At 72.9% G+C, this 11,848-nt stretch carries 14 protein-coding genes and 1 pseudogene; 9 read left to right on the top strand and 6 right to left on the bottom strand.

What is annotated here, in order from left to right; all coding sequences use genetic code 11:
• Window positions 1-3: 3 nt before the first annotated feature.
• Both IEY20_RS13490 and IEY20_RS13485 read left to right on the top strand, forming a co-directional pair.
• Complete coding sequence (locus tag IEY20_RS13490) at window positions 4-1,191, top strand: MFS transporter (RefSeq protein WP_175328070.1); 1,188 nt, start codon at window positions 4-6, stop codon at window positions 1,189-1,191.
• Window positions 1,188-1,637 carry a BLUF domain-containing protein gene (locus IEY20_RS13485; protein ID WP_022902388.1) on the top strand — a complete coding sequence of 150 codons (450 nt, stop codon included), beginning with the start codon at window positions 1,188-1,190 and terminating at the stop codon, window positions 1,635-1,637. Before IEY20_RS13490 ends, IEY20_RS13485 begins: the two co-directional genes overlap by 4 nt.
• On the opposite strand, the gene IEY20_RS13480 is transcribed toward IEY20_RS13485, so the two are convergent.
• The 3 genes and pseudogenes from IEY20_RS13480 to IEY20_RS13470 all read right to left on the bottom strand — a co-directional run bounded on the left by IEY20_RS13480 (window position 1,624) and on the right by IEY20_RS13470 (window position 4,482).
• A complete protein-coding gene (locus IEY20_RS13480; RefSeq protein ID WP_175328069.1) occupies window positions 1,624-2,223 on the bottom strand; it encodes a GNAT family N-acetyltransferase in 600 nt (199 codons plus the stop codon). The two genes, IEY20_RS13485 and IEY20_RS13480, sit on opposite strands and share 14 nt — an antisense overlap.
• Window positions 2,224-2,232: 9 nt before the next feature.
• Window positions 2,233-2,853 (bottom strand): ScbR family autoregulator-binding transcription factor, encoded by a 621-nt coding sequence (locus tag IEY20_RS13475; RefSeq protein ID WP_175328068.1) that lies wholly within the window; start codon window positions 2,851-2,853, stop codon window positions 2,233-2,235.
• Between the two features lie 78 nt (window positions 2,854-2,931).
• Window positions 2,932-4,482: pseudogene (locus IEY20_RS13470) on the bottom strand (alpha-L-fucosidase).
• Window positions 4,483-4,634: 152 nt separating this feature from the next.
• Here IEY20_RS13470 and IEY20_RS13465 point away from each other — a divergent pair.
• The 3 genes from IEY20_RS13465 to IEY20_RS13455 are packed head-to-tail and all read left to right on the top strand — an operon-like array spanning window position 4,635 to window position 7,077.
• The gene (locus IEY20_RS13465) at window positions 4,635-5,627 is read left to right on the top strand and encodes an aldo/keto reductase (RefSeq protein WP_175327247.1); all 993 of its coding nucleotides are present in this window, start codon (window positions 4,635-4,637) and stop codon (window positions 5,625-5,627) included.
• Window positions 5,624-6,655: a LacI family DNA-binding transcriptional regulator gene (locus IEY20_RS13460; protein ID WP_022902392.1), complete on the top strand. Its 1,032-nt coding sequence runs from the start codon at window positions 5,624-5,626 to the stop codon at window positions 6,653-6,655. Before IEY20_RS13465 ends, IEY20_RS13460 begins: the two co-directional genes overlap by 4 nt.
• Window positions 6,655-7,077 (top strand): RbsD/FucU domain-containing protein, encoded by a 423-nt coding sequence (locus IEY20_RS13455; RefSeq protein ID WP_175327248.1) that lies wholly within the window; start codon window positions 6,655-6,657, stop codon window positions 7,075-7,077. Before IEY20_RS13460 ends, IEY20_RS13455 begins: the two co-directional genes overlap by 1 nt.
• Before the next feature lie 210 nt (window positions 7,078-7,287).
• Here the strand turns inward: IEY20_RS13455 and IEY20_RS13450 are convergent, their stop codons facing one another.
• Window positions 7,288-7,758, bottom strand: a complete 471-nt coding sequence (locus IEY20_RS13450) for a BLUF domain-containing protein (protein WP_175327249.1) — start codon at window positions 7,756-7,758, stop codon at window positions 7,288-7,290.
• On the opposite strand from IEY20_RS13450, the gene IEY20_RS17165 reads away from it, so the two are divergent.
• A complete protein-coding gene (locus IEY20_RS17165) occupies window positions 7,685-8,152 on the top strand; it encodes a substrate-binding domain-containing protein (protein WP_308424202.1) in 468 nt (155 codons plus the stop codon). The two genes, IEY20_RS13450 and IEY20_RS17165, sit on opposite strands and share 74 nt — an antisense overlap.
• Before the next feature lie 130 nt (window positions 8,153-8,282).
• Here the strand turns inward: IEY20_RS17165 and IEY20_RS17490 are convergent, their stop codons facing one another.
• Window positions 8,283-8,525, bottom strand: a complete 243-nt coding sequence (locus IEY20_RS17490; protein WP_506256339.1) for a winged helix-turn-helix transcriptional regulator — start codon at window positions 8,523-8,525, stop codon at window positions 8,283-8,285.
• A 45-nt stretch (window positions 8,526-8,570) separates the two neighbouring features.
• On the opposite strand from IEY20_RS17490, the gene IEY20_RS17155 reads away from it, so the two are divergent.
• The 3 genes from IEY20_RS17155 (at window position 8,571) to mtnN (ending at window position 11,115) form a co-directional block, all read left to right on the top strand.
• Complete coding sequence (locus IEY20_RS17155; protein WP_217504105.1) at window positions 8,571-8,819, top strand: hypothetical protein; 249 nt, start codon at window positions 8,571-8,573, stop codon at window positions 8,817-8,819.
• Between the two features lie 127 nt (window positions 8,820-8,946).
• The gene (locus IEY20_RS13435) at window positions 8,947-10,389 is read left to right on the top strand and encodes a PepSY-associated TM helix domain-containing protein (RefSeq protein ID WP_175327250.1); all 1,443 of its coding nucleotides are present in this window, start codon (window positions 8,947-8,949) and stop codon (window positions 10,387-10,389) included.
• Between the two features lie 18 nt (window positions 10,390-10,407).
• Complete coding sequence (gene mtnN, locus IEY20_RS13430) at window positions 10,408-11,115, top strand: 5'-methylthioadenosine/S-adenosylhomocysteine nucleosidase (protein ID WP_175327251.1); 708 nt, start codon at window positions 10,408-10,410, stop codon at window positions 11,113-11,115.
• 85 nt (window positions 11,116-11,200) lie between these two features.
• Here mtnN and hxlA read toward each other — a convergent pair whose 3' ends face one another.
• A complete protein-coding gene (gene hxlA, locus IEY20_RS13425; RefSeq protein ID WP_188889216.1) occupies window positions 11,201-11,839 on the bottom strand; it encodes a 3-hexulose-6-phosphate synthase in 639 nt (212 codons plus the stop codon).
• Window positions 11,840-11,848 lie beyond the last annotated feature (9 nt).

Here is an 11,848-nt window from a genome sequence, read left to right as displayed (position 1 = left end):
GTGATGCGGGCCCGACACCGTGCTGCCCTGTTCGCCACGTCGACGATGACGGGGTTCGGGATCGCATCCTGGATCACCCGGACGCCGGCCGTCCGCGACGAGCTCGGCGCCAGCATCGAGACGATGGGCCTCGTCCTGCTCGGGCTCTCCGTCGGGTCGATGATCGGCATCCTCGGCGCCGGCGCCCTGGTCCGGAGGATCGGCACCCGTCCGCTCGTGCTCGTCGGCGGTGCGCTGCCGGTCGTCGGCATGCTGCTGGTCGCACTCCTGGCGCCCGCGCACCTCACGGCCGGGGTGTGGGTGGGTCTCTGGTGCATCGGCTTCGGCTGCGGCGCGGCGGAGATCGGACTCAACGTGGAGGCCGCCGCCGTCGAACGGCGGCTCGGTCGTCCGGTCGTGCCGGTCCTGCACGCCTGCTTCAGCCTGGGCACCGTGGTCGGCGGAGCGGCCGGCATCGGGCTGACGGCCCTGCGCACCCCGGTCACGGCGCACCTGCTCACCGCGACCGTGGTGATGGCGGGTCTGGCGGTGTACGCCGCGGCCAACCTCCGTCCCGAGCACCGCGTCGACCCGGCGGACCCCGTCGGCACGACTGCACCGGCCCCGCGCCTCCGCTCGGTCCTGACGGTGCAGGTCCTGCTCATCGGCGTCATCACGCTCGCGATGGCGTTCGCCGAGGGAGCCGCGTCCGACTGGCTGCCGCTCCTCATCACGACCGGGCACGACGCCCCCGAGGTCACGGGCTCGCTCGTCTTCACCGGGTTCGCCCTGGCGATGCTGGTCGGCCGCAGCGCGGGGACCCCGCTCGTGGCACGGTTCGGCCGTGCACCGGTGATCCGAGCGTGCGCGGTCATCGGGACCCTGGGTGTCCTGCTGGTCGTGACGGCGGCGACACCGGTCGTGACCGCGGTGGGTGCCGCGGTCTGGGGTCTCGGCATCGCGCTCGGGTTCCCGCTGGCCATCTCCGCCGCCGGCGACCACCCGACGGACGGGGACCGCCGGGTCTCCGTCGTCGCGACGGCCGGGTACGTGGCGTTCCTCGCGGGTCCGCCGTTGCTCGGGTTCCTCGGCGAGCACCTCGGGCTGCAGGCGGCGATGCTCGTTCCGGCCGGGCTGCTCGTGGTCTCCGCGTGCATCGCGTCCGCGACCAGGACTGCGCGATCCGGACAACGTTCGAGGCTCCCCGGATGACGCGCCAGGATGAGACGGTGCTCGTCTCCATCCTCTACATGAGCCGCGCGAACGTCCCCTTCGAGGACGGCGACATGCAGGAGCTCCTGACGGCGGCGCGGTTGCGCAACACCGCCCTCGGCGTCTCCGGGCTCCTGGTCGCGAAGGGCGGCCGGTTCATGCAGCTGCTCGAAGGACCCGCGTGGAGCGTCGACGACCGCTTCGCCGCGATCTCCCGTGATGCCCGGCACGGTGACGTGAAGTCGCTCGTCCGCGAGGACATCGACCGCCGACGCTTCGACGGCTGGGCGATGGCGTACCGCGCGCTCGAGGACGCCGACGTCGAGCAGCAGGAGGGGTTCAGCCCGTTCCTCACCAGCGACCTCGACTTCCCGCCCGAGTTCGACCGGACGAGCTCCGCCTGGCTGCTGAAGTGGTTCCGTTCGCGGGAACTCACCGACTCCTGACCGTCGCCGGCGGTCCGAGCGTCACCCACTCCTCGTCACGTCGGTACCCGAGCGCGGCGCAGGCGGCGATGATCGCCTGGTTGTTGTCCGAGCCTCCGGTCCGGAATCGGACGACGGCGTCGTCCTCGAGCAGGGCCAGCACGGACGCGGCCTTCACGGCCTGGCCGACGCCCGCGCCACGGTGCGTCCCGTCGACCACGGTGAACGCGGTCTCGACGGTGTCGCCCTCGACGTCGACGAACGTCATCCCGACGAGCTCCCCGTCCGGCGTCAGCGCGCCGAACGCCCGCCGAGCCGCCGTGGGTGTGGCCGAGGATCGGGTCAGGGCGGTGTGCTGCGTGGCGACGCTCCCCGGGTAGTCGTGCACGGTGGCGGCGTCGAGCCGGAGGACGGCGTCGAGGTCGGCCGTGCCGAGTTCGCGGACCACGACCGGCGCGATCCGGTCGACGAGCGCGGTGAGCCGCGGCCGGTCGACGTGTGCGGCGTCGAGCTGCGCCGCCCATGACCGCGCGGTGATCCGCCACCCGGCGTCGAGACGTGCGGCGACCTCCGCGTGGTCGGCCGGCAGGACGGTGGTCTCCCCCATGCACCGAGCCTAGGCGCCGACGGGCTGGTCGCCGAAGAGCTCCGCGACGACGCCGAGCAGCCGCTCGCGGTGACGCGGGGCCGCGATGCCGGCGATCACGATCCGCCACATCGCCGCGACCGCCGGGAAGAGGTCCTGGCGGCCGGTCCGCACGGCGGACACGAGCTGCACCCCGGTGAACATCGGCACGACGGTCGCGCCGAGTTCCTCCGCGGACAGGTCCGTCCGAAGTTCACCGGCCGCGATCGAGAGGCGGAACAGGTCGCTGATCCCGCCGATCCACTGCTCGTAGAAGGCCGCCGTCGCCGCACCGAACTCGCCGCGTTCGAGGGAGAGCCGGATGCCCGCGCTCACGACGGGGTCGGTGAGGAGCATCCCGGCGATGCCCCTCGACGCCGCGACGAGCGCCACGGTGGGCGACGAGTCGACGTGGCTCACGACGTCGAAGGTCCTGACGTTCTGCTCGTCGATGACGCCGAGCGCGAGGGACACCTTCGTGGGGAAGTGGAAGTGCAGCGTCCCCTGCGGAACACCCGCCTCGCGGGCGACCGCCGCGATGGTCGTGGCGGCGTAGCCGACGCGCTCGAACTCGCGGGCGGCGGCCTCCAGGATCAGTGCGCGGCGTTCCACGCCTCCAGTGTGCCGGTCTGGAGGCGCGGGTCGGGCCCGACCCGCGCCTCCAGTCCGAGGGGTGCTCACCTCAGCGTGTCAGCCGTGCAGGCTGTCGGTCCGCTCCGGCGGCGTCTCCGGCTCGAGCCACACCTTCACCACGGGACCGGAGTGCGGGCTCGTCGACCGCGGGACCTCGACCTCGAGGGCCTCCACGGTCTGCGTCCAGGCGGCCTCGCCGTCGACGCCGAGCACCTGCACGCTCCTGATGGGACGGGTGAGCAGGCCGGCACCGCTGCCGAAGGACCGGATCCGGGCCGTCCCGTCCGCGGGGTCGGCGAGGAGGACCGCGTGGACGTACTCGCCGGTGACGTCGGTGCGGCGGGTGAAGCGGACGTCCTCGGCGACGTACACTGGCAGGTCCGCGTCGACGAACGATCCCGCCTGCACGTGGGTCGGCCCCTCGCCCGACACGGTCCACGGGCGCGTGCCGTAGATCGCCTCCCCGTTCACGACGAGCCAGCGCCCGATGTCCTCGAGCAGCTGCTGCTCCGGTTCGGGGATGGTGCCGTCCGGCTTCGGGCCGATGTTGAGCAGGAGCACCCCGTTCTTCGCGACGACGTCGACGAGTTCCGCCACGAGGTCCCGCGCGGTCTTGTAGTCGTGCCCCTCCACCCAGCACCACGCGGTCTTCGACACCGCGGTGTCGTTCTGCCAGACGAACGGCGGGGTGGCGCCCATCGCGCCGCGCTCGATGTCGTAGACCGCCGAGCCCTCGGCGAACGCCTGCCACTTGTAGTTGATGACGACTTCGCGGCCCCACTCGGCGGCGCGGTCGTAGTAGTACGCGGCGAGGGTCCGGAGCCACGGCTCGAACGCGGGCTGCTCGATCCACCAGTCGAACCACAGCACCTGCGGCCGGTACTTGTCGATCACCTCGACCGTGCGGAGCAGCCAGTCCTCCAGGTGCCGTTCGTTCGGCGCGGTCTCCTCCCGTTGCGCCGGGCCGTAGAAGTCGATGAACCGTGGATCGAGCACGTCCGAGTCGAACCGGGTCCCCCCGTTCATGAAGAACCAGTGCTCGGCCCGGTGCGAAGACGCACCCCGGACCATGAACGCGTCGTCGACCGCGCCGAGGAGGTCACCGAACACGTCGCGCTCCGGTCCCATCCGGGCCGCGCTCCACCGGGAGCGGTCCGTGTCGTACATCGCGAACCCGTCGTGGTGCTCGGCGACCGGCACCACGAACTGCGCCCCGGCGCGACGGAAGAGGGCTGCCCAGGCGTGCGGGTCGAACCGCTCCATGGTGAAGGACGGGATGAAGTCCTTGTACCCGAACCCGGACTGCGGACCGTACGTCGCCACGTGGTGCTCGAACTCGGGCGTGCCCTCCCGGTACATGTCGCGCGAGTACCACTCGTTCCGGAACGCCGGCACGGAGTAGACGCCTCAGTGCAGGAAGACGCCGAACTTCGCGTCCTGGTACCAGCGCGGCGGCGTGTACCGCTGCAACGACTCCCAGGTCGCGTCGTACGGCCCCGCGGCGATCACCGCCCGGACCGCCGCCAGCGCCTCCGAGTTGTCGTGGACGTCGACCGGTTCCGGCAGGGTCTCCGGGTCGATGCGGGGCAGGTCGTGCGGTGCGGTCATCACTCCTCCTCGAGTTGCACGAAACGTTACGCTCCAGTCAGCCGGAGCGCTAGCCTGTGTCGTGACGGTCGACCCGAAACGTTCCGTCTTCTGTTCGGCTCGTCGTGCTCCGGGTCGTCCGACCCGTCGCCCCGCTCCCGAGAGGACCACCCATGGACACCGCGACCACACGCACCCTGCGGACCGGCGCGACGATCCCCGTGATCGGCCTCGGGACCTTCGGTTCCGACCGGTACGGGCCGGAGGAGGTCGCGGCCGCCGTGCGCGGCGGACTGGAGGCCGGGTACCGGCTCGTCGACTGCGCGGCGGTCTACGGCAACGAGGCCGCGGTGGGCAGGGCGATCGCGGCGAGCGGTGTCCCGCGCGACGACCTCTTCGTCATGTCGAAGGTCTGGAACGACGCGCACGACCCGGACGCTGCCGTCGCTTCGGTCCGTCGTTCACTCCGGGACCTCGGCACCGACCACCTCGACGCGGTGTTCGTGCACTGGCCGTTCCCGAACCACCACGCGCCGCACGCCTCGGTCGAGGACCGCGACCGGACGGCGCGCCCGTACGACCACGCCGCCTACACGGCGCTGTGGCGTGCGCTCGAGGGGCTCGTCGACGAGGGGGTCGTGCGGCACCTCGGGACCTCGAACACCACCGTCCCGAAGCTCCGGCTGCTGCTCCGGGACGCCCGCGTGCTGCCGTCCCTCAACGAGATGGAGCTGCACCCGACGTTCCAGCAACCCGAGCTGTTCGGGTTCTGCGTGGACAACGACATCCAGCCCGTCGGCTACTCGCCGCTCGGATCGCCGTCCCGCCCCGAGCGCGACCGCACCGACGACGATCCGGTGGACGTGGAGCACCCGACCGTCCTCCGGATCGCCGAGGCCCACGGCGTGCACCCGGCCGTGGTGTGCCTGCAGTGGGCCGTCGCCCGCGGGCAGGTCCCGATCCCGTTCTCGGTCAAGCCGGAGCAGTACCGGGCGAACCTCGAGGGTGCACTCGCCGACCCGCTGACTCCCGACGAGCTCCGGGCGATGGCGGCGGTCGACCGAGGAGCACGGCTCATCAAGGGACAGGTGTTCCTGTGGCCCGGCGCCACGAGCTGGCACGACCTGTGGGACGAGGACGGCACGATCCCGGGCGGCCTCGCGTGACGGCGACCTACAAGGACCTGCAGCGCGAGACCGGGCTGTCGCTCGCGACGATCTCGAAGTTCTACAACGGCGGGACGGTCCGGGCGGAGAACGCCCGCGCCATCGAGCGTGCGGCGACGGCCCTCGGCTTCCTCCCGAACGCGTTCGCGCGGAGCCTGCGCTCCCGACGGTCCGGCACGATCGGGGTGCTCCTGCCCGCGCTCGACAACGACTTCCACCTGACGGTGATCGCCGGGGTCGAGAGCGCCCTCCGACCGACCGGCGGCAGCGTCATCGTGTCGTCGAGCCCGGACGCCGGGGCCGGAGCGGTCGACCTGCTGCGCAGCCGCATGGTCGACGGGATCATCGCCGTCCCCTCCCCGCACGACGTCGTCCCGCTCGCACGCGCCGCCGAGCACGTCCCCGTCGTGCAGATCGACTGGCGGGCGGACGGGCTCGAGACCGACGGGGTCTTCCTCGACAACGAGCGCGCCGGGGCCCTCGCCGCGCAGCACCTGGTCGACCACGGGCACCGGCGGCTCGGTGTGGTCGGTGGCGATCCCGCGGTGTCGACCATGCGCGGCCGGGTGCAGGGCTTCCGTGCCGCCGCCGCCCGGGCCGGGGTCGACCCGGCACCGGAGGCCGTGCTCACCGGTCCGCTCACGGTGGAGCACGGGCAGGCGGCGATGCAGCGGCTGCTCGTGCTGCCGGAGCGTCCGACGGCGGTCTTCTGCGCGAACCACGAGCTCACCATCGGGGCGGTGATCGCCCTGAACGAGTCCGGGCTGACCCTGGGTCGGGAGATGTCGGTCCTGGGGTTCGACGGCCGCGAGCTCGCGCAGGTGACGGTCCCGAAGCTCACCGTCATCGAACAGCCCACGCACGAACTCGCCGTACGGGCCGCCGACCGCATCCGGGAACGGCTCGCCGAGCGGACCGCCGGGGCCACTCCTCCGGCGCCGCCGGTCGACGTCGTGGTCGCACCGCGGCTCGTCGCCGGCGGGTCCGTCGCCCACCTCGGACCATCCACGACGACCCCGGAGGACTGATGCTGCGCTACACGCTGATCCACCGCCCGACCCTGAGCGCGCTGGCCTCGCTCGGCCACGGGTCGCGGGTGCTCGTCGCCGACGGGAACTACCCGTTCGCGACCGCGATGCACCCCCGGGCGGAGCTCGTGCACCTCAACTGGCGTCCGGGCGTGCTCGACGTCGACGAGGTCCTGACGACGCTCCTCGACGCCGTGCCCTTCGAGGCCGCGACCGTGATGACGGCGCCGCCGGACGCCCCGGTGACGGCGCACGACGGCTACCAGCGGATCCTCGGGCCGGACGTGCCGTTCGGGTCGCTCGACCGGTTCGCGTTCTACGACGCCGTCCGGGCGCCGGAGACCGGGCTCGTCATCGCCACGGGCGACCAGCGGTCACACGCGAACCTGCTGCTCGAGGTCGGCTTCGTCGCGACCGCCTGACCCCGTCGGCCGATCGCGCGGCGCCGCCGCTGTACGACGTCGCCGCTGTCGGACGACGACGGCACCGTCGCAGTCCCGCGTCCGCAACAGTCAGCGCCCGCAACGGACGACCCGGCCGCCGTCGTACGACGACGACGCTGTCGTCCGGCGGCGGCCGGAACTGAGCGTGCGAGCACCCGGCGCGCGCCGCGCACCCGGCCGCGGCCCCGATCAGGCGGCGTGCCTGCCCAGGGTGATCCGTTCCTCCCGGCCGGCGCCGAGGTCCCGACCACGGAACCACCGCAGCAGGAAGTCGGCGGAGGTCCCCGACAGCGACGCGGGCAGGCCCTCCCGGCGCTGCAGGAACCCGCTGAACCCGGGCTCGTCGAGGACGTCGGCGTCCGACGGCGAACCGAACGCCATCGCCCAGCCGTCGAACCGCCGGGACTCGATCTGCTCCCGCGACAGCGACTGCACCTCGGTGTGGCGCGGGTCGCGCTCGATGGCCGCGAAGCGGTCCTCGACGCTCCACGCCGGACCCTCCACCACCTGGAGGAAGCGGCCGTCCTTCGCGAGGAGCAGTCCGGAGACGCCGAGGGCGTCGTTGCGGAGCCGGGCCTCGCGGAGCATGGCGACGAGGTCGTGGTCGGTGAGCTCGTCGACGGCGACGGACATGTACACGAGGGAGGTGAGGGAGGTCATCGGCGCCAGTGTCGTTCCGGTCCGGAACATCCGTCAACGTGGTCGTCCACGGACCGCACCGGGCCCGTGGATGAACGCGTGTTCCGGACGGTCCGGGTCCCGGACGGTCCTGGTCGCGACCGGTGCAGGTCCCGTCCTTGCCCTTCCAGAGCTGCGTGAGGCCGGACTGGCAGTCGTCGTCCCGGAGGACGTCGCGATCGTCTCCTTCGACGGCGCCGCCGAGGCGGACTACACGAACCCCCAGCTCACGACCGTCCGGCAGCCGATCGAGGCGATGGCCCGCGCCGCCGTCGACCGCGTCCTCGGGATCGACGACACGGACGGCGGACACGGCGGCCTCATGCCGCCGGAGTTCGTCCTCGGCGCGAGCTGCGGCTGCAGCGTGCGTCGCTGACGCACCCACCCGACGGCCGGGAGGCCCGTGGCGGGCCCGCCACGGGCCTCCCGGCCGTCATCTGGTCACGCTGCGCCAGCGCGGCCGGTCGGCCCGCCCGGGGTGGACGCCGCGGCGGACCCCCGCCGGGTCAGACGCCCCGGACGGCGAGCCGGTCGAGCGGGACCGGCCGCCCGGTCGCAGCGACCACGGCTGCCGGCACGACCACCTCGTCCGTCTCGCGGTCCACGATCGCGAGGTCCGACGGCCGCGCGGACGGGTGGTGCCGGTCCGCCCACGCACCCAGTGCGAGCAGGACCGGGGCGAGGTCGCGGCCAGCGTCGGTGAGGACGTACTCCTCCCGTCCGCGTACGTTCGGGGCGTGCGCGCCGATCGAACCCCCGTCCAGCGAGCACGGTCGCGGACCGGTCGTGCTCAGATGCTGGAATCGCTCCTGCGGATCCCGGCACTGGCCGGCGGGGTCGGCGCCGGGTACCTCTTCGCGACGGCCGACGGGAACGGCTGGCTGATCGGCCTCGGCATCTTCGCCGCCGCGGTGTGCGTGGCGTCCTTCATCGGAGGTTGGGCCGCCGCCGATGCCGAGAAGGACCGGACCCTGGACGAGGCGATCGCGCGCAAGGACGAGTGGGAGCAGCAGCACGACGAGGACCGGGCGCGGGAGCGCTGACCGTCAGCCAGCCCGGGCGAGCACGGCGCACCCGACGGGACGCGCACTGCCACACCAGGGACGCTCTACATCTTGTAGAGTCTCCCTCCGTGCGGCACGAGGTCGCGCCCGACACCGGAGAGCCCCGATGCCGCACGCCCCCGCAGCCACGCGCACGCCCACGCCAGCACCGTCACGGCCACCCGCCAGCGCGGGTTGGTTCCCCCAACTCCTGCTGCGCCTGCACTTCCTCGCCGGACTGTTCGTCGGCCCGTTCATCCTCGTGGCGGCCCTCAGCGGTGCCGTGTACGCCGTCGCCCCGTCGATCGAGCGCGTGGCGTACGCCCACGAGCTCACCGCGCCGGAGTCCGCGACCACACTCCCCCTCGCCGACCAGGTGTCCGCCGCCGAGCAGTACGTCGAGCGCCACCACCCGGGCGACACGGTCACCGAGGTCCGCCCGGCCCCGGCGAGCGGTACGACCACCCGCGTGATGTTCACCGAGGAGGGCCTCGCCGAGTCCACGACCCGCGCGGTCTTCGTCGACCCGGGCACCGCCGAGGTCCGCGGCGACCTGCCGGTGTACGGCACGTCCGGCTCCCTGCCGTTCCGCACCTGGGTGAGCACGGTGCACCGCAGCCTGCTGCTCGGCGACGTCGGCCGGCTCTACAGCGAGACGGCGGCGTCGTGGCTCGGCATCGTGTCCCTCGCCGGCATCGCGCTGTGGGCGACCCGGATCCGTCGAGCTCGTCGCAAGCGCGAGCTCGTCGTGCCGGACAACCGCGCGCGCGGGTACCGGCGGACGTTCTCGTGGCACGCCGCGACCGGCGTCTGGGTGCTCCTCGGCGCGCTCTTCCTCTCGGCGACGGGCATCACGTGGTCGCACTTCGCGGGCGACAACGTGACCGCGATCCGGTCGGCACTGAGCTGGCAGGCGCCGGCGGTCGACACGGCCCTCGGCAGCGAGCCGACCACGAACGGCGCGACGAGCGGCGAGCACGCCGGCCACCACGGCGGCGCGGCCCCGACTGCTGCCGCGGCCGAGGTGACGCCGGACCAGTTCGACACCGTCCTCGCGGCTGCCCGTGGTGCGGACATCGACGCCGCCGAGCTCCGGATCCACGTCCCGACCGCCGCCGACCAGGCATGGCGCGTCGAGGAGAGCAAGCAGACCTGGCCCGTGGCGATGGACGCCGTCGCCGTCGACCCGCGCGATGCCCACGTCGTCTCGACCGTGCGCTGGGACGACTACCCGGTCATGGCGAAGGCCGCGAAGCTCGGCGTCAACACGCACATGGGCGTGCTGTTCGGGCTGCCGAACCAGATCGTGCTCGTGCTCGCCGCGCTCGGCATCGCCGCGATGGTCGTCTTCGGGTACGTGATGTGGTGGCAGCGACGCCCCACCGGCGCTCGCGTCGGCCGGGCTCCCGCCGCGGGTGCGCTCGCGCGGACACCGGGCTGGGGACTGGTCACGGTCGGCCTGGTCGCGGCCACGATCGGGATCCTGCTCCCGACGGTCGGTGTCACCCTGCTCGGGTTCCTGCTCGTCGATGCACTGGTCGTCACGGTGGGGGCGGCCCGCCGACGCTGAGCGTGCGAGACTCGATCAGTGCACCACCCACCGATCGCGGTCGTCATCGCCGCCATGAGCGAGGAGGTCTCCGCGTTCGCGGGACTCCTCGGCGGCACCCCCATCCTCGACGGTCCGGTCGGGGGTCATGACGAACACCACCTGCTCGACGTCGGCGGCGCGACCGTCGCGGTCCGTCGCAGCGGGATCGGGTTCACGAACGCCACCGCGGCGGTCGCGCACGCGTTCCACGACTTCGGCTCCGGCATCCCGGTGATCAGCGTCGGCACCGCCGGCGGCCTCATGCACGGGGTCGCGATCGGCGACGTCGTGGTCGGCGACCGCTACGTGAACCTCAACGCCGACGCGACGGCCTTCGGCTACGCGCTCGGCCAGGTGCCCGGGATGCCGACGGGCTACGAGCCGGACCAGCGGCTGGTCGACCTCGCGCTCGCCGCCGACACCGGCTCCCTGATGCGCGCCGCGACGATCGGGTCGAGCGAGATCTTCGTGACGGAGGGTCGCGCACGCCTGCTCCGCGACGCCTTCCCGACGGTCGCCGCGGTCGACATGGAGTCGGCGGCGATCGCGCAGTTCGCGCACGTGCACGACATGCCGTTCGTGTCGATCCGCTGCATCAGCGACCTCTGCGCCCCCGACGGGGACGAGTTCAAGGAGCACCTCGACGACGCGGCGGCGCGTGCCGCGCGCGTGGTCCACGACGTGGTGACGGGACTCGTCGGCTGACGTCGTGCCGTGGTCGCGACCACGGCACGGCCGGGAGGCGCGGTGCCAGCTGGCACCGCGCCTCCCGTCCGTCCCTCGGTGAGGACTACGCCGCTGCGGACGCCGTGATCGCGTCGCGCAGGGCGGACGCCGCAGCGGCGACGTCGTCGGCGCTGTAGATCGCACTGCCGGCCACGGCGACCCGCGCGCCCGATGCCTGGACGGCGGCGATCGTGTCGGTGGTGATGCCACCCGCGACGGAGAAGTCGACGCCCGAGACCTCGCCGTCGCGCAGGAGCGTCTCGAAGGTGAAGCCCTCCTCGGCCTGCTCGTCGAGGCCCGCGTGCATCTCGACGAACTCGGCGCCGAGCGCGGTGACCTCCTTCGCGCGGGCTGCCTTGTCCGGCACGCCGATGAGGTCGACGACGATCCCCTTGCCGTGCTGCTTCGCGGCCTTGACGGCACCCGCGATCGTGCTGTCGCCGGCGACGCCGAGGACGGTGACGAGGTCGGCTCCGGCCTTGAAGGCGATGTCGGCCTCGAGCTCCCCGGCGTCCATCGTCTTGAGGTCGGCGAAGACGATCTTGTCGGGGTGGGCGTCCTTGACCGCGGTGATCGCGGAGAGGCCGGCGCTCTTGATGAGCGGGGTTCCGAGCTCGATGACGTCGACGTACGGCGCGGCCTTTCCGGCGAGTTCGAGGGCGTGCTCGGTGGTCAGGGTGTCCATGGCGAACTGGAGCTGCATGGTGGTGTC

The sequence above is a fragment of the Curtobacterium luteum genome (assembly GCF_014646995.1).
Taxonomy (GTDB): Bacteria; Actinomycetota; Actinomycetes; order Actinomycetales; family Microbacteriaceae; genus Curtobacterium; species Curtobacterium luteum.
The sequence above is the reverse complement of the archived record's forward strand: the minus strand, read 5'-3'. Positions and strand labels throughout refer to the sequence as shown.